This is a genomic window from Mesorhizobium sp. YIM 152430, from assembly GCF_029210365.1.
Taxonomy (GTDB): domain Bacteria; phylum Pseudomonadota; class Alphaproteobacteria; order Rhizobiales; family Rhizobiaceae; genus Aliihoeflea.
The window spans coordinates 313,983-330,985 of record NZ_JARGES010000020.1 but is presented as its reverse complement, the minus strand read 5'-3'; the positions used below and the strand labels follow the sequence as shown (position 1 = coordinate 330,985).

Below are 17,003 nucleotides of genomic sequence, written 5' to 3'. Positions count from 1 at the left end.
CAAAGGCCAGATGAGAGGAACGACGATGAAGACGATTCTGACCACCAATGTTAGCCGGCGCACCGTTCTCGCCGGCACGGCGATGACCGCCGGACTGCTCGCCATGCCTTCGATCCTGCGGGCGCAGGACCGCTCGATCAAGGTCGGCGTCTATGGCGGCTATTTCAAGGACAGCTTCGACGAGCACATCTTCCCGGCGTTCACCGAGGAAACCGGAATCGCGGTCGAATCCATCGCAGAGCCGACCGGCGAAGCCTGGCTGGTCCAGCTCGAACAGGCCGCGCGCGCGAACCAGGCGCCGGCCGACCTTTCGATGATGGCGCAGGTCGCCATGCTGAAGGGGCAGGCGACCGAACTGTGGCAGGAACTCGACCTCGCCAAGATTTCGAATGCCGACAATCTGCTCGAGCGTTCGGTCAACACATATCCGGACGGGCGCGTCTGCGGCATCGGCGCGGTGGCGTGGTACATCACGCTCGTCACCAACACCGACGCCTATCCCGAAGCGCCGACCTCCTGGCAGGCGCTTTGGGATCCGGCGAATGCCGACCGCCTCGGCCTTCTCGCGCTCGTTTCCAACTCCTTCCTGCTCGAAGTCACGGCGAAGACCTTCTTCGGCGGCACGGATCACCTGAGCACCGACGAGGGGCTGGAAGAGGTGTTCCAGAAGCTTGCCGAAGTGAAACCGAACGTGCGGCTGTGGTATCGCGACGAAGCGCAGTTCGAGCAGGCGCTGAAGTCGGGCGAAATCCCGATGGGCCAGTATTATCACGACGTCACCGGCCTTGCCGCCGCCGACGGCAACCCGGTCCGCTCGACCTTCCCGCAGGAAGGCGGCATCCTGGATTCGGGCTCGTGGGCGCTCTCCCGCGCGTCGCAGAAGGCCGAGGAAGCGCATGTCTTCATCGACTACATGACGCGCGCCGAAACCCAGACGCTGATGTCGCAGAAGGTCGGCACCGCGCCGACGATCAAGCGCGAACTGACCCAACTCACCGACGAGGAATTCGCCGCCGTGTCGTCGGACATCGATCCGATCATCCCGCGCTACGACCTCTACCAGACGCGCGATGATTTTCTGAACCAGAAGTGGACGGAAATGATCGCCGGCTGATGAATTCGCATGAGGGCGGCCTGCAAATGGCCGCGCTCTGCGCCTCCGGTGCTCACGCTCCGCTCCGGTTCTCGACCGCGACCATTTTCGGCTCGCCCTAATTGGCGCCGGTGCGGCAGGGTCGGACAGGTTAGAACTTCACTCTTCCGGGCTGCGTTGGCAGCCCGGATCATATGAAAGACGGGTGAGCGATGACGGGTCTCGCGCTCAAGGCGATCACCAAGCAGTTCGGCGACTTCAAGGCCGTGGACCATGTCAGTCTCGACGTGCCACAGGGCACGTTCGTTTGCCTGCTCGGCCCGTCCGGCTGCGGCAAGACCACGCTCTTGCGGATGATCGCGGGGCTGGAGGAACCGAGTTCGGGCCAGGTCGTCGTCGACGGGCAGGACATCACGGCGACGCCCACGCACAAGCGCGATTTCGGCATGGTGTTCCAATCGCTCGCGCTCTTCCCGCATCTGAATGTCGGCGACAACATCGCCTATCCGCTGCGCATTCGCGGCGCCTCAAGGGCCGAGCAGGATGCGCGGGTCAACGAGCTTTTGAAACTCATCCACCTGCCCGATTTCGCCAGGCGACCGGTCGCCAAGCTCTCCGGCGGGCAGCGGCAGCGCGTGGCGATCGCCCGCGCGCTCGCCATATCGCCGCGCCTCTTCCTGCTCGACGAGCCGCTGTCCGCGCTCGACGCCAAATTGCGCGAGGCGATGCAGGTGGAACTGCGCCAACTCCAGCAGCAACTCGGCATCACCACCATCGTCGTCACCCACGACCAGCGCGAGGCGATGACCATGGCCGATCTCGTCGTCGTCATGGGCGAGGGCCGCATAAGGCAGGCCGCACCGCCGGTCGAGATCTATCGCCGCCCGACCGACAGCTTCGTCGCCGGCTTCATCGGCTCGACCAATCTTCTCCCTGTGGAAAGCGATAGTGCGGGCCGCGTCACCGCGCTCGGCACGGCCCTTCCCGATGTGGCGATGGCCGATGGCGCGCGACAGGCAACGCTCTCCGTGCGGCCCGAGGACGTGCAGATCACCGCGCCGGGCGAGGGCGCGCTCGCCGGCACCGTCACCTTCGTGCGCGACCTCGGCGGCACGATCGAAACCTTCGTCGACGTTTCCGGCACGACCATCGTCGCCGTGACGACGCCGCGCGACCGCACCGACCTCGCCGCGGGTCAGAAGGTCGGCGTGCGGATACCGGCGCAAAGCGCGGTGGTGCTGAAGTCATGAGACGCGAGGCGCCGAAAAGCGTTGCGGATTATGCGCCGCTGGTCTTTCCCGGTTTCATGCTGGTGGCCTTCTTCGTCGTGCCGTTCGGCACGATGGTCGCCGTCTCTTTCTTCCAGCGCCAGCAGGGCGGTTTCTACACACCGGCCTTCATCTTCGACAATTACGAGCGGTTTCTCTCCGCCTTCTTTGGCGGCGTGCTCGGCTTTTCGATCATGCTCGCCGTCATGGTCGCGCTGGTGTGCGTCGCCATCGGGTTTCCGTTCACCTGGCTGATCTCGAAGGCGAGCCGGCGGGTGCAGGTGGTCTGGCTGGTCGTGCTTCTTTCCGTCCTGTCGCTCTCCGAAGTCATCATCGGTTTTGCCTGGTCGACCCTGTTCTCGCGCACCGCCGGCATCACCAATCTTCTCGTCGCGATCGGCCTGATGGCCGAGCCGCGAGCGCTGTTTCCCGGCTTCGGCGCGGTTCTGACCGCGATGGTCTACCAGGCGCTGCCCTATACGGTGCTGATCCTCTACCCCGCCATCGTGCGGCTCGACCCGACCCTGACGGAAGCCGCGCGGACGTTGGGGGCGTCCCCGATCCGCGCGTTCTTCAACGTCGTCGTGCCGGGGCTGCGCAACACGATCGTCGCGACGCTGATCATGGTGTTCGTCTTCGCGCTCGGCGCCTACCTCCTGCCGCAGATCCTCGGCCGGCCTCAGCACTGGACGCTGTCGGTGCTGATCACCGACCAGGCGATCTACCAGTCGAACATGCCGTTCGCCGCCGCCATGGCCGTCTTCCTCGTGCTGATGTCGTTGGCGCTGGTGGGGCTGACGCTTCTGGTCGGGCGCAAGGGAGAGGCGGCATGAGCACGGCCCTGACGCGCCTTTATCTCGCCTGCGTCGCGATCTTCCTTGCCGCGCCCATCGTCGTCGTCGCCGGCGTTTCGGTCAATGAACGGCAGAATCTGACCTTTCCGCCGCAGGGCTTTTCGCTCTCGTGGTATGCGGCGATCTTCACCGACGACGGCTGGCGGCAGGCGCTGGTCAATTCCGTTCTGCTGGCCACGCTCGCTGCCACGCTCGCCGTCCTGATCGCGCTGCCGCTCGCCTGGTTCCTGTGGCGACGGATCGCGCCCTGGGCGAATGTCTTCCGGTTGCTCGGCGTCGCGCCCTTCGTCCTGCCGCCGGTCATCACCGCGCTCGGCTTTTTGACCTTCTGGACGACGGCGGGCGCCTATGGCCAGTGGTGGACGGCGGTCATCTCGCACGGCATTTTCTTCGTCACCCTGCCGCTGGTGACGCTGACGCTCGGCTTCGCTTCCGTCGACCGCTCGCTCGTCGAAGCCGCCTCGACCATGGGCGCGAGCGACCGCAGGGTTCTGCGCACGGTGGTCCTGCCCCTGATCCTGCCCTATCTGGTATCGGGATTCGCCTTCGTGTTCGTCCTGTCGCTGAACGAATACATCGTCGCCTACATGACCGTGGGGTTCACCATGGAAACGCTGCCGATCAAGATCTTCAACGCGCTGCGCTACGGCTATACGCCGACCATGGCGTCGGTCTCGGTGTTCTTCGTCGCTCTCGCCGCGCTGATCTTCGGGCTGGTGGCGAAATTCGGCGATCTGCCGCGACTTCTCGGCGCGCTGCCGGCGGAGGAAAGCTGATGAAGATCGCCGCCTACCAGATGGAAAGCGTGCCGGGCGACGTCGATGCCAATCTGGCGAAGATCGAAACGGCCGCGCGCGCCGCCGCGGCGAAAGGCGTCTCCATCCTGATCGCGCCGGAACTGGCGCTGACCGGCTACGGCGCCGGACGCGCCGTGCGCGAGAAAGCCGAGACATCGGACGGCGCGCAGGTCGCGCGCCTCGCCGACATCGCGGCGGAGACGGGTGTCGCGATCCTCGCTGGGTTCTCGGAACGCGACGGCGAGACGTTGTGCAACAGCGCCGTCTATGTCGACGGCGAGGCGGTGCCGACGATCTATCGCAAATGCAATCTCTACGGGCCTTATGAGCGGGGGCTTTTCGAACAGGCCAAGCCCGATTCCGTGACGTTCGAGCGCGGCGGGCTGAAGTTCGGCATCCTGATTTGCTACGATGTCGAATTCCCCGAGAACGTGCGCCGGCTGGCGCGCGCCGGCGTCGATGTCGTGCTGGTGCCGACCGCGCTGCCGGCCAGCGATCACGACGCCTTCATCGCGCGCAAGCTGGTGCCGGTGCGGGCTTTCGAGAATCAGGTCTTTCTCGCCTATGCCGACCATTGCGGGGCGGACGAGCGCTTCGCCTATGCCGGCCTGTCGGTCATCGTCGCGCCGGACGGAACGCTCCTGGCGGAAGCCGGCGAGACAGGCGAGGCGCTTCTCGTTGCGGAGATCGATCCGAGCCGCTACCAAGCCTCGGCGGAAGCGAACAGCTACCTCGCGGACCTCAATGCATAACCACATCGAAATTCCGAACGCGAAACCGCTTCACGGTCTTGCTGGAATTTCTCGAAAGGATACTCCCATGACCATCACCCGGCACGAGACCGGCCCGCGCATGAGCCAGGCCAATATCCACAACGGCGTCGTCTATCTCGCCGGACAGGTCGGCGACGGCGAGACGGTGAAGGCGCAGACCGAATCGATCCTGAAGGAGATCGACCGGCTGCTGGCGCTTGCGGGTTCGTCGAAGTCGCGCATCCTGTCGGCGCAGATCTGGCTCGATGACATGGCGAATTTCGCCGAGATGAACGAAGCCTGGGACGCCTGGGTGGACAAGGCCAACACGCCCGCCCGCGCGACCGGCGAGGCGAAGCTGGCGGCGCCGAAATACAAGGTCGAGATCATCGTGGTGGCGGCACAGGGCTGATCGGGTTCGGGCCAGAGCGGCCTGCAAACGGAAATCTTCTCGAAGCTCGCCGTTTTCGGCTCGCTCTGACACGAACCGGGCAGCCCTATGAGGTTGCCATCTCCCGATAAAACCGCCCCAGCAGGATCGGCGTCAGATACATCGGGATCTGGTAGCAGCCGATGAAGAGCAGCAGCGGATCGGTGACCGAAGCGGGCAGGGCGGCGATGAAGAGCGCGATGTTGCGGTTGCCGGCGACGATGCCGAGGGGGGCGGCCAGATGGCGGCGGCCGCTGGCGCGCAACCCGGTCGCGGTGGCGAGCTGAAGGCCGAAATTCGCGGCGAAGACGACGAGAAGTGCGAGCGCAAGGGCGGCCGGATCGTCGAAGATCGCGGGACCGACCGCCGACATCAGCCCGATCACCACCACGCCCATCAAAAGCGCCGACGCGCCGTCTATGGCGGCGAGCGTGTCGGGCGCGGGATCGCGCAGGAACGCCGCGCGGATGGTGAAGCCGAGACCGGTCGCGGCCAGGATGAGGGCGAGAAGCCGGGCGGCGGCGGCGAAGACGTCCGACAAATTGCCGAGATCGGGCGTCAGCCAGAAAACGGGGATGACGGTCAGCGGCAGAAGCGCCGTGCCGATGACGAGCTGGCGCAGCGCCGGCGCGGGGTCGTTGCCGGTCATCAAGGTAATGTTCGGGCTGCCGGAGATCGGCGAAGCGGCCAACATCAAAATGATGGCAGTGGCGAAGACGCCGCTCCAGCCGAAGGCCATGAAGACGAGGATGGCCGCGAGCGGAAAGGCGACCTGGTAAATCCCGGCGATGCCAACCGCAGCGCCAAAATCGCGCGCGGCGCCGAAGGCCGCGCGCGGGCCGATGCGAATGGCGGCGACGAACAGCATGGCGGCGACGAATTCGGGAATCCACGGCCGCAGGGCGAAGGCGAGGCTGGGAAAGGCGATGCCTGCGGCAAGGCCGGCGATGAGGATCGACCGGCCTTGATGCGCGGCGACCTTGAGCAGGTTCATGCGCCCGGCGCGACGCCCCGAACCGGCCGAACCTGTTCGGGAAGCCATGTCGCGAGCTCTGGGAAGGCGACGAGGATGAGCACCATCAGGAACATGATCATGAACATCGGCAGCGCGGCGCGCGCGATGTAGCTCATCGGGTGGCCCGTCATACCCTGGAGCACGAACAGGTTGAAGCCGATGGGCGGCGTTATCTGCGCCATCTCGACCACCACCACGATGAAGATGCCGAACCAGATCAGGTCGATGCCGGCCTGGCGCACCATCGGCTCGACGATGGCGATGGTCAGCACCACGATGGAGATGCCGTCGAGGAAGCAGCCGAGGATGATGTAAAACACCATCAGCACCATGATGAGCTGGAACTGGGTCAGTTCCATCGAGGCGATGAAGGCGGCAAGTCCGCGCGGCAGGCCGGTGAAGCCCATGGCGAGCGTCAGGAAGGCGGCGCCGGCGAGGATCAGCGCGATCATCGCCGAGGTGCGGGTCGCACCCATCAGGCTTTCGACGAAGACGGTCCAGGTGAGCGAGCGCTGCGCGGCGGCCAGCACCAGCGCACCGATGACACCGATGGCGGCCGCCTCGGTGGCGGTCGCGATGCCGGTATACATCGATCCGATGACCAGCAGGATCAGGAGCAGGACCGGAACGAGGAAGCGCGAGCGCTTCAGTTTCTCTCCGAAGCTGATCCGGGGTTCGGGCGTCGGATTGTAGCTCTTCGACAATTGCGAGACACCGACGACATAGAGCATGAACATTCCAGCCAGGACGAGACCTGGAACGATGCCGGCGATGAAGAGCGAGGTGATGGATTCATTGATCGAGACGCCGTAGACGATCAGCGTCAGCGAGGGCGGGATCATCAGGCCGAGCGTTGCTGCGCCGGCGAGCGTGCCGATCACCATGCGCTCGGGATATTGCCGCTTGCGCAATTCCGGGATCGTCATCTTGCCGACGGTGGTCAGCGTGGCGGCGGACGAGCCCGAGACGGCGGCGAAGACCGCGCAGCCGGCGATGTTGGTGTGCATCAGCCCTCCGGGCAGACGCGCCATCCACGGCGCGAGGCCCTTGAACATGTCTTCCGACAGCCGCGTGCGAAAGAGGATCTCGCCCATCCAGATGAACATCGGAAGCGCCGTCAGCGTCCAGGAGGAGGCCGACCGCCAGACGGCGGTCATCATCGCGTCGCCGGTCGGACGGATGGTGAACATCTCCATGCCGACATAGGCGACGCCCAGAAGCGCCAGGCCGATCCAGACGCCCGAGCCGAGCAGGAGGAAAAGGACGAAGAGGAAGATGCCGATCGCGTAAAAGGGTTCCATCGACCTACTCCACCCGGCTCTGGTCTTCGATGCCGGCGCGGATGTTGTCGCGGCCGGTCAGAAGGAGGGTCGCCAGATTGTCGAGGAAGCAGATGGCGAGGATGACCGCGCCGACGGCAACGGGCGTCTGGACGATCCAGAGCGGGGTGGCGTCCTGCGCCTGGCTGATATCGCCGAGGCGCCATGACCAGTAGACGGTCTTGCAGGCGTAGAAGGCGAGGAAGACGCTCGCGGCCGACGCGACGAGAAGGCACCAGAGTTCGGCCCAGAAGCGACGCTCTCCCAGAGCGTTGATCAGCAGGCCGACACGGATATGGGCGCCGCGATTGAGAGTGTGCGCAAAGGCGAGGAATGACGCGGCGGCCATCAGATAGCCTGCATATTCGGCCGGGCCGTGGACCGAGATGCCGGCCCAGCGCGCCGCGACCTGCACGATGATCACGATGAGGATCGCGACGAGGCAAAGAGCGGCGAGCAAGCCGGCACCGTCATAGATCGCATCGAGCGACCGGCGTATCACGCGCCCCGCGCCATTCATGTCCTGCTCCGCATTGCCGGAAATGGATGAGGACCCGGCCATTTGCCGGATCCTCGTTCGTGGTGCCGCTATTCGGCGCGATAGACTTCGACGATCGCAGCCCCGGCCTCGCCGGCGCTTTCGACCCACTCGGTCGTCATGGTTTCCCCAAAGGCGGCGAGTTCGGCGCGCAGTTCCTCGGAAGGCTCGGCGACCGTCATGCCGTTTTCGGCCAGCGTTTCCAGATAGCCTGCGGTCAGTTCCTCGGCCTTGGCGTTGCCGGCCTCGCCGGCCTCGGCGGCGCAGCTCATCAGCGCGTTGCGGCTTTCCTCTTCCAGCGCCTCGACGGCATCCTTGTTGGCGAAGACGACATTGCGCGGCAGCCATGCCTGGACGTCATAGAAGTGTGTCAGGCTTTCCCAGACCTTCGAATCGACGCCGGTCGATCCCGAGGAGATGAAGCTTTCGACGACGCCCGTCGCCAGCGCCTGGCTGAGTTCGGCAGCCTCGATCTGAACCGGCGCCATGCCTGCAAGCTCGGCGATGCGCGCGGTGGCCGCGTTGTAGGCGCGGAACTTGATGCCCTGGAGATCGGCTGCCGAATTGATCTCCTTCCTGGTGTAAAGACCCTGCGGGGGCCAGGCGACGGCGTAAAGATAGACGAGGTTCTGATCGTCGAGCACGCGCACCATTTCCTCGGAGGCCGCATCCCACAATTCATGCGAATCGTCGAAGGAGGTGGCCAGGAAGGGAATGGAATCGACGCCGAAGAGCGGGTTTTCGTTGGCGTGGGCCGAGATCAACCGTTCGCCGATCGGCGCCTGGCCGGTCTGGATCGCGCGCTTGATGTCGTTGCCGGCAAAGAGCGCGCCGTTCGGATGGGTGACGATCTCAAGCTCGCCGCCGGTGGCGTCGGTGACGCATTGCGCGAAGACGGCCGCGTTTTCGGAATGGAAGTTCGTCGCCGGATAGGCGAGCGGCATGTCCCACTTTTCGGCAAAGGCGGCGCCGGCCGTCAGGGATGCGATGGCGGTTGAGGCCATCATGGTTGCAAGCTTGTTCATGGTTCGACCCTCTTCCTGCGTTCTCAGGTTTTCTTCTGCGAGAAATTTCAAGCTTCAATCAAAGCGCGCGGGGGCGTAGGGCGCAAGGTCAATATTCGGCCTGGCGCCAGAAATAAGCTGCGCAAGCAATCGGCCGGTCTTCGGCCCGCCGGTCAGGCCGACATGATGGTGGCCGAAGCCGAGCCATGCGCCGGCCACTTTCGGCGCCGGCCCGATCAGCGGAATTGAATCCGACGGTGCCGGGCGATGGCCCATCCATTCCTTCGTGTCTTTCCACGTCAGGTCGGGGATCGCGGCGCGGATGTTGCGCATCAGGAGGTCGAAGGGCGCGCGCGAGGGCGGCGCGTCGAGGCCGCCGAACTCGACGATGCCGGCAAGGCGAAGGCGATTTTCCATCGGCGTGACGACGAATTTCGCTGCCGCGATCATCGCCGGCGAGCGCGGCATGGCGCTCGGCTCCCACAGTTCCAGATGATAGCCGCGCTCGCTTTCCAGCGGCACCTCGACGCCGAGCTTGGCGGCGAGCGCCTTCGACCAGACGCCGGCGGTCAGCACGACGCCGGAGCAGGCAATCGTCTCGCCGCCGGCGCGAAGGCCGATGACGCGGCCGTCCGCGATGACGAAATCGTCGACATTCGCCTTGAAGATCCTTGCCCCGTTCATCTGCGCGTGGTCGGCGAGGTCCTTCACATAGCGACCGGGATCGGCGATGCGGCCATGATTCTTCAGGCGGATGGCAAAGCCGTTTTCGGCGGAGAAGACGGGGTCGTAGGCGCGCAGGGCGTCGTCTTCGAACTCGTCCCATTCGAAGCCGTGGTCCCGGCGGATCGACCAGCCGAAAGCGTCGGCGGCGAAGGCGGCTCGGTCGCGGTAGAGAAACACATAGTCGGACGGGACCAGCCATCTGGCGGCTCTTGTGCCGGCGGAGAGCGCCTGATGGTCGGCGAGGCTGTCGCCGATGATCGGGTGGAGGGCGGCGGCGATGCGGCGCGCCTCGTCGGCGGTGGCATGGGTGAGGTAGCGTCGCAGCCAGGGCGCAAGGCGTGGCAGATAGGACCATTTGAGGAAGAGCGGCTGATCGCGGCTGAACAGCATCCCCGGCGCCTTCCTCAAAAGGCCGGGAACGGTGACCGGGACGATGGCGGCCGAGGCCAGTACGCCGCCATTGCCGTAGCTGGTGCCTTCGCCCGGCCCGGCCCGGTCGACGAGGATGACATCATGCCCGGCGCGTTGCAGCCAGATGGCCGTCGACACGCCGACGATGCCCGCGCCGACGATCGCGATCAGCTTTCCGTTCGAAGATTTTTCCATGCGCGAATAGCGACGGATGCTTTCCTTCGGGTCAAGCCGTCCGCGCATCTTTTCACCATGCAAAAAGGCCGGGCGTCCGGCCCGGCCTTGAAGATGCGTCCTCGATCTAGCTTTGCGGCTGCGGCTCCAGCCCGCCGGGCTCCTCGCCGCCCTTCTTGTCTTCCTTGCGGCCTCCGGCCTTGGGCACGGTCGAGCCGCGCGTGGGCGGGGTGTCGTCGCCCATGTCGCGGGCGGGCTTCTGGCCCTTGATCAACTGCTTGATCTCGTCGCCCGACAGCGTCTCGTATTCGAGCAACCCTTCGGCGATGGCCAGCCATTCGTCGCGATGGTCGGTCAGGATGCGGCGGGCTTCGGTATACGCCTCGTCGATCAGGCGGCGCACCTCGGCGTCGATGATCTGCGAGGTTTCTTCCGAGATGTTCTGCTGGCGCGCGACCGAATGGCCAAGGAATACCTCTTCCTGGTTTTCGCCATAGGCGACCTGGCCGAGCTTGTCGGAAAAGCCCCAGCGCGTGACCATCGCGCGGGCGAGCTTGGTCGCCTGGTCGATGTCGGAGGAAGCACCGGAGGTGATGTTCTCCTTGCCGAACTTGATCTCTTCGGCGACGCGGCCGCCCATCATGATGATGAGGCGCGAGATCATGTATTTGTAGCTCATGGAATAGCGGTCGCCCTCGGGCAACTGCATGACCATGCCAAGCGCGCGGCCGCGCGGGATGATGGTCGCCTTGTGCAGCGGATCGGACGAGGGGACGTGCAGCGCAGTGATGGCGTGGCCGGCCTCGTGATAGGCGGTCAGTTCCTTCTCGGCCTGCGTCATGGCATTGGAGCGGCGCTCCGCGCCCATCATGATCTTGTCCTTGGCGTCCTCGAATTCCTGCATGGTGACGAGGCGCTTGTTGCGCCGCGCGGCCATCAGCGCCGCCTCGTTGACGAGATTGGCGAGATCGGCGCCCGAAAAGCCGGGGGTGCCGCGCGCGAGCACCTTGAGGTCGACATTCGGCGCCAGCGGCACGTTGCGGACGTGGACCTTCAAAATCTTCTCGCGGCCCGAGACGTCCGGATTGGGGACGACGACCTGGCGGTCGAAGCGGCCCGGACGCAGGAGCGCGGGGTCGAGAACGTCGGGGCGGTTGGTCGCGGCGATCAGGATGACGCCCTCATTGGCCTCGAAGCCGTCCATCTCGACGAGAAGCTGGTTCAGCGTCTGCTCGCGCTCGTCATTGCCGCCGCCGAGGCCGGCGCCGCGATGACGGCCGACCGCGTCGATCTCGTCGATGAAGATGATGCAGGGCGCGTTCTTCTTGGCCTGCTCGAACATGTCGCGCACGCGGGAAGCACCCACGCCGACGAACATCTCGACGAAGTCGGAGCCCGAAATGGTGAAGAAGGGCACGTTGGCTTCGCCGGCGACGGCGCGCGCGGTCAGCGTCTTGCCGGTGCCGGGAGGGCCGACGAGAAGGACGCCGCGCGGGATCTTGCCGCCGAGACGCTGGAACTTCTGCGGATCGCGCAGGAACTCGACGATTTCCTCGAGATCCTGCTTGGCCTCGTCGACGCCGGCGACGTCGGCGAAGGTGACGCGGCCATGCGCCTCGGTCAGAAGCTTGGCCTTGGACTTGCCGAAGCCCATGGCGCGGCCGGAGCCGGACTGCATCTGGCGCATGAAGAAGATCCAGACGCCGAGAATCAGGATCATCGGCAGCCAGGAGAGCAGATAGCCGAAGATCGAGTTCGAACCATCGGCCTCGGGGCGGGCGTTGATCGTCACGCCGCGCTCTTCGAGGCGCTGGACGAGGTTGGCCTCGTTCGGCGCATAGGTCTGGAAGCCCTGCGATGAGTCGCCATAGGTGCCGGTGATGCGGTTGCCGGTGATGGTGACCGACTGGACGCGGCCGCTATCCACTTCCTGGATGAATTCCGAATAGGGCACCTCGCGCGCGGCGCCGCGCTGCTGGGGCGCCTGGAACAGATTGAAAAGCGCGATCAGGAGGACGGCGATCACCGCCCAGAGCGCGAGGTTGCGATAATTCGGATTCATCGTCCATCCCGTTCGTGCCCGCCGGTCGCGGGCAAAGGTCCAAGCCTAGATCTTGCCGCTAACATAGGAAGCTCACGAACCCTTGCCAAGCGCAGCCCTTCAGCGAGGTTAAGGTCGGCGGCAAATGTGGTCGCGCCATGGCGATGGCGGCAGATCGGACAGGCCGAGGAGGCGGCGCAGGGCTGCCGCAGGGGCAAGGTCGAAGGCGGGCAGGAAAAGGCGCCAGGGCGCGAGGACGGGGCTCAGCGGCGATGGCGTGGCCGGACCGACGAAAACCTCGCCTCGCCGGCAGGCCGGCTCGGCCGTGAGTGCAGCGAGAACAAGGGCTTGGCTGGCTCCGGGCGGGACGGCGCCTGCCAGGTCGCGGGCATTTGCGCCCGTCATGGCGATCTTCAGGCCATCGCCGAGCGGCGCGACGACGCGAAACCGGCCATCCCAGATCGCGCCCAAAGCGGGCCGGTCGGGCGCGGGAAGGCCGCGATTTTCACGATGGAGCCAGACGGCGCCGTGACGCTTGTCGACCACCGTGCGCGACAATGTGGCGCGCGTTTTCCGCTCTCCAAGCGCGGCGATCAGCGCTTTCGAGCGGGCCGCATCGGGAAGGTGCTCCGTGCCGCCCGTGACGGCGAGCAGCAAGCGCAGGGCGGTAAGGCCGCCATCATGCCCGAAGAGGTCGGGATCGACACGGATGAGGCCCGGCGAGGGTCGGGTGGCGAGCGCGGCGATCAGCGCGGCGGCGCGGACGCTGTCGGCAAGACGCCCGGCGGGGTCGGGCGTCGCGTGCGGGCTTGTTTCGCGGGTCCGCACGCGCTCAAATGTGCGGTCGCGGTTGGTCGGGTCGTCGATCCAGCCGATGCCGGCCTTTTGGAGATGATCGCGCAGGGTCGCGCGGGACAGGCCCAGAAGCGGGCGGACGAACCAGGTCCGGTCGCCAAGGAGCATTGCCGGGGCCATGCCGGCATCGCCGCGGCGGCCGGTCGTGCTCGGGCCACGCGCCTGCCGCATCGTGACGGTCTCGGACTGGTCGTCGGCCGTGTGGCCGAGGAGGACGATGTCGGTGCCGGCTTGCCGCGCCGCCTCGTCCAGCAGGCGATAGCGGGCAAGGCGGGCGGCAGCCTGGACGCCGGTCGCGGGTTTTTCGCCCTGCCAGCGCAGGGTGACATGTTCGATGCCAAGGCCGGCGCAGAACTGCGCGACGGTCTGTGCTTCGCCGGCGGAGGCCGCGCGCAATCCATGGTCGACTGTCGCCGCCACGATGCGAAAAGCGACGGCGCGGCGGGCTGCGAAGGTCTTGAACAGGTGGAGGAGGGCGGTGGAATCGCTGCCGCCGGAAATAGCGACGAGGATGGTCGTCCGGTCGCGCAGGTCGAGGGGCGCGAAGAGGGCGTCCGGGTCGAGCGGCATCAAAGCCGGGCCGTTCAGCAGGAAGTGAGCTGCTTTTCCTGCTCGACGCGCTCTTTCAGCGCTTCGGACATTTGCGGGTAGCGCTGGCCGACTTCGTTGAAGGTGGCGCAGGCGACCTCGCGCTGGTTGAGCGCGGCGAGCGAGACGCCGAGCTTGAAGAGCATTTCGGGCGCGCGGCGCGACTGGGGGTGATCGCGGCTTGCGGCAAGGAAGGTCTCGGCCGCGTCACGGTATTTTTCCTGGCCGAGCAGAGCTTCGCCGAGCCAGAACTGGGCGTCCGGGATCTGCTCGTTTTCGGGGTAGCGCGCGATCATGTCGCGAAAGCCGGCCTCCGCGGTCGCGTAGTCGCCCGACAGGATGAATTCGTAGGAATTGCGGTAGAGCTGGCCGGCGTCGCCGGCCGCCGGCAAAGCCGCGACGGTGGTGCCGTCGGAAGGCGCACCGGCAATGCCGGGCTGGGGGGCGACCGGTTGCGCGACGCCCGCGCCGACCGGATTGCCCTGCGCGTCGAAGGTGATCGAGCCAAGCTCGCGCGGCGGCGCACCGAGGGTCTCGCTCGAGCCGCCGGCGACCGGCGGCTGGATCGTGCCGTGCGATTCGGCGTCCGCCGTATCGGTGGTCGCGGGCGGCATCAGGGTGTTGTTGCCCTGGTCGTTGGACGATGCGCCGCTCCTCGATCCGGTGCCGCCGCCGCCTTCCAGTTCCTGGAAGCGGAACTCGTTGTCTTCCTGCATACGCCGCAACTGGTCCTGCATCTGGAGGACCTGGAAGTTCAGTTCCTCGACGAGGCCGTTCAACTGGCGAAGCTGGTCTTCCATTGCAAGGACGCGCTGGTCCGACGTCTGGGCCAGCGCGGGGGCGGCGAACAGAAGCGGCAGGGCGATCGCACCGCTCATTAGGGTTGCAAATTTCATCATGCCTCTCGCTTGACGATGACGGTGGCGGGCGCGACCTTGCGTCGCGTCCGAATTCGCTTCTACCAGCGCGCCGGAGTTCGGCCAAATTTTGTTTTTCGGCGGCAACAAGAAAGGCGACCCGAGGGCCGCCTTCGATTGTTTTGCGTGACTGTTGCCGAAATGGATCAGCTTCCGGCGCCGTCCAGCACGGTGACGGCACGGCGATTCTGCGACCAGCAGGAGATGTTGTCGCAAACGGCGACCGGACGTTCCTTGCCGTAGGAGATGGTGCGAATGCGGTTGCCCGCGACGCCGCGGCTGACGAGATAGTCGCGGGTGGCGGCCGCGCGGCGGGCCGAGAGCGCGAGATTGTATTCGCGCGTTCCGCGTTCGTCGGCATGGCCTTCGACGGTGATGCCGTAATTGCCATACTGGTTCAGCCACTGCGCCTGGCGGGCGAGGGTCTGCTGGGCGTCGGCGCGGATGACGGTCGAATCCGTATCGAAGAAGATGCGGTCGCCGACATTGACGGTGAAGTCCTGGCTGGAACCGGGCGTCGCCGCGATGCCCGAACCGGCGCCGCCGGCGCCCAGGCCGAGATCGGCCGCGTTGTTCGGGGTCTGCTTGCTGGCGCAGCCCGCGAGCGCGAGGCCCGCAACGAATGCGACGATCAGGGGGCTACGGGTGATGGCTGCGATACGGCGCATGGCCGCCTCTCCTTCGCACTAGATGGGTTACGTTGAATATCCAGTAACCACATTGGGGTTAACGGACCCTCAACAGGCAGGGTTACGAGTTCGTTTTCGACAGGCTGGACCGGATTGCGCCGCCGCCTGTCCACGACCGGTCGGCAAGTGATTCGGGACGGCGATCGACCGGTTTCGACGCTAGGGCGAATTGGGGCCAAAGCGCGGCGCATGTGTTGCTCGCGTGCCGCACTATTCCAGAAGCGGCGACCAGGCGGGGTCGGAGCCGAAATTCGGCGTCGCGATGCGCTGTTCATTGCGACCGGTCAGGTCGATCGAGTGCAGCGTCGGCCCGGCCGAGCCGGAGGCCTCGCGGAAGAACATGATGACGCGGCCGTTCGGGGCCCAGGTCGGGCCTTCCTGAAGGTGCCCGGTCGACAAGATCCGCTCGCCCGAACCATCGGTGCGCATGACGCCGATCTGGAACTGGCCGGCGCTCTGCTTGGTGAAGGCGATGAGATCGCCGCGCGGCGACCAGACCGGGGTCGAATAGGAGCCGTCGCCGAACGAGATGCGGGTCGGGTTCGAGCCGTCCGCGCCCATCGTGTAGATGTGGGGGCGACCGCCGCGGTCGGAGGTGAAGGCGATCCTGGCGCCGTCCGGCGAATAGGTGGGCGAGGTATCGATGGCGTTGGAATTGGTCAGGCGCGTCGTCGTGCGCGAGCGCAGGTCCATCATGTAGATGTTGGAATTGCCGTCCTCGCGCAAAAGGCTCATCACGATGCGCTGGCCGTCGGGCGAAAAGCGCGGCGCGAAGGTCATGCCGGGGAAATTTCCGACGAGTTCGCGCTGGCCGGTCTCGATCTGCAACAGATAGACCTGCGGCGTGCCGCCCTCATAGGACATGTAGGTGATTTCCTGGCGCGTCGGCGAAAAGCGCGGCGTCAGGACGATGGCGCGGCCGTCGGTCAGGGTGCGCTGATTGGCGCCGTCCTGGTCCATGATGGCAAGGCGTTTGACACGCTGGTTCTTCGGCCCGGACTCGTCGACATAGACGATTCGGGTGTCGAAATAGCCGCTTTCGCCGGTCAGGTTCTGGTAGATCGAGTCCGAGATGATGTGTGCGATGCGGCGCCAGTTCTGGCGGTTGGCGAAATATTGCTCGCCGACCACCTGCTGGCCCGAGAACGTGTCCCACAGGCGATATTCGGCGCGCAGGCGCCCATCGGCCTCCTGCGTGACGCGGCCGGTGACGAGGGCCTGCGCGTTGATGACGGTCCAGTCGTTGAAGCGCGGCGCGACGTCGGGATTGGAAATGCGCTCGATGAAGGCGCTCTTGGAAATCGGGGCGAACAGGCCCGAGCGGCGCAGATTGGCCTCGATGACCCCGGTGATCTCGGCGCCGACGGCGTCGCTCGACAGGAAGTCGGTGACGGCGATCGGCATCGGCTCGACCACGCCCTGCGTCACGTCGATCTGGAGCTGGGCGCGGGCAGGCATGGTGGCGACGAGCGCGCCGCCGAGCGCGAGCGCGCCGACGGCCAGGCATGTCTTGAGGAATTTCATCATCGGTT

The 17,003-nt window shown here is 65.9% G+C and carries 16 protein-coding genes; 6 read left to right on the top strand and 10 right to left on the bottom strand.

Features of this window, described 5'->3' with window-relative positions; genetic code table 11:
• Positions 1-34 precede the first annotated feature (34 nt).
• The 6 genes from PZ895_RS06890 (at position 35) to PZ895_RS06865 (ending at position 5,176) form a co-directional block, all read left to right on the top strand.
• On the top strand, positions 35-1,114 hold the full coding sequence (locus PZ895_RS06890) for an ABC transporter substrate-binding protein (RefSeq protein WP_275838310.1): 1,080 nt from the start codon (positions 35-37) through the stop codon (positions 1,112-1,114).
• Between the two features lie 191 nt (positions 1,115-1,305).
• Positions 1,306-2,343, top strand: a complete 1,038-nt coding sequence (locus PZ895_RS06885) for an ABC transporter ATP-binding protein (protein ID WP_275838275.1) — start codon at positions 1,306-1,308, stop codon at positions 2,341-2,343.
• Complete coding sequence (locus PZ895_RS06880; protein ID WP_275838274.1) at positions 2,340-3,194, top strand: ABC transporter permease; 855 nt, start codon at positions 2,340-2,342, stop codon at positions 3,192-3,194. Before PZ895_RS06885 ends, PZ895_RS06880 begins: the two co-directional genes overlap by 4 nt.
• A complete protein-coding gene (locus PZ895_RS06875; protein ID WP_275838273.1) occupies positions 3,191-3,991 on the top strand; it encodes an ABC transporter permease in 801 nt (266 codons plus the stop codon). The genes PZ895_RS06880 and PZ895_RS06875 overlap by 4 nt, the downstream gene beginning before the upstream one ends.
• Positions 3,991-4,764 carry a carbon-nitrogen hydrolase family protein gene (locus PZ895_RS06870; protein ID WP_275838272.1) on the top strand — a complete coding sequence of 258 codons (774 nt, stop codon included), beginning with the start codon at positions 3,991-3,993 and terminating at the stop codon, positions 4,762-4,764. The genes PZ895_RS06875 and PZ895_RS06870 overlap by 1 nt, the downstream gene beginning before the upstream one ends.
• A 67-nt stretch (positions 4,765-4,831) precedes the next feature.
• Positions 4,832-5,176: a RidA family protein gene (locus PZ895_RS06865; protein ID WP_275838271.1), complete on the top strand. Its 345-nt coding sequence runs from the start codon at positions 4,832-4,834 to the stop codon at positions 5,174-5,176.
• Positions 5,177-5,261: 85 nt separating this feature from the next.
• On the opposite strand, the gene PZ895_RS06860 is transcribed toward PZ895_RS06865, so the two are convergent.
• From PZ895_RS06860 to tolB, 10 genes are all read right to left on the bottom strand, one after another.
• On the bottom strand, positions 5,262-6,188 hold the full coding sequence (locus PZ895_RS06860) for a hypothetical protein (protein WP_275838270.1): 927 nt from the start codon (positions 6,186-6,188) through the stop codon (positions 5,262-5,264).
• The gene (locus PZ895_RS06855) at positions 6,185-7,510 is read right to left on the bottom strand and encodes a TRAP transporter large permease subunit (RefSeq protein WP_275838269.1); all 1,326 of its coding nucleotides are present in this window, start codon (positions 7,508-7,510) and stop codon (positions 6,185-6,187) included. The genes PZ895_RS06860 and PZ895_RS06855 overlap by 4 nt, the downstream gene beginning before the upstream one ends.
• 4 nt (positions 7,511-7,514) lie before the next feature.
• Positions 7,515-8,090: a TRAP transporter small permease gene (locus PZ895_RS06850; RefSeq protein ID WP_275838268.1), complete on the bottom strand. Its 576-nt coding sequence runs from the start codon at positions 8,088-8,090 to the stop codon at positions 7,515-7,517.
• 26 nt (positions 8,091-8,116) lie between these two features.
• The gene (locus tag PZ895_RS06845; protein WP_275838267.1) at positions 8,117-9,091 is read right to left on the bottom strand and encodes a TRAP transporter substrate-binding protein; all 975 of its coding nucleotides are present in this window, start codon (positions 9,089-9,091) and stop codon (positions 8,117-8,119) included.
• A gap of 54 nt (positions 9,092-9,145) precedes the next feature.
• On the bottom strand, positions 9,146-10,450 hold the full coding sequence (locus PZ895_RS06840) for an FAD-dependent oxidoreductase (RefSeq protein ID WP_275838266.1): 1,305 nt from the start codon (positions 10,448-10,450) through the stop codon (positions 9,146-9,148).
• Positions 10,451-10,508: 58 nt separating this feature from the next.
• A complete protein-coding gene (gene ftsH / locus PZ895_RS06835) occupies positions 10,509-12,443 on the bottom strand; it encodes an ATP-dependent zinc metalloprotease FtsH (RefSeq protein WP_275838265.1) in 1,935 nt (644 codons plus the stop codon).
• 108 nt (positions 12,444-12,551) lie between these two features.
• Positions 12,552-13,847, bottom strand: a complete 1,296-nt coding sequence (gene tilS / locus PZ895_RS06830; protein WP_275838264.1) for a tRNA lysidine(34) synthetase TilS — start codon at positions 13,845-13,847, stop codon at positions 12,552-12,554.
• 14 nt (positions 13,848-13,861) lie between these two features.
• On the bottom strand, positions 13,862-14,764 hold the full coding sequence (ybgF, locus tag PZ895_RS06825) for a tol-pal system protein YbgF (protein WP_345803520.1): 903 nt from the start codon (positions 14,762-14,764) through the stop codon (positions 13,862-13,864).
• A 164-nt stretch (positions 14,765-14,928) separates the two neighbouring features.
• Complete coding sequence (gene pal / locus PZ895_RS06820) at positions 14,929-15,450, bottom strand: peptidoglycan-associated lipoprotein Pal (RefSeq protein ID WP_275838263.1); 522 nt, start codon at positions 15,448-15,450, stop codon at positions 14,929-14,931.
• Positions 15,451-15,681: 231 nt separating this feature from the next.
• The gene (tolB, locus tag PZ895_RS06815) at positions 15,682-16,998 is read right to left on the bottom strand and encodes a Tol-Pal system beta propeller repeat protein TolB (protein WP_275838262.1); all 1,317 of its coding nucleotides are present in this window, start codon (positions 16,996-16,998) and stop codon (positions 15,682-15,684) included.
• Positions 16,999-17,003: the final 5 nt, after the last annotated feature.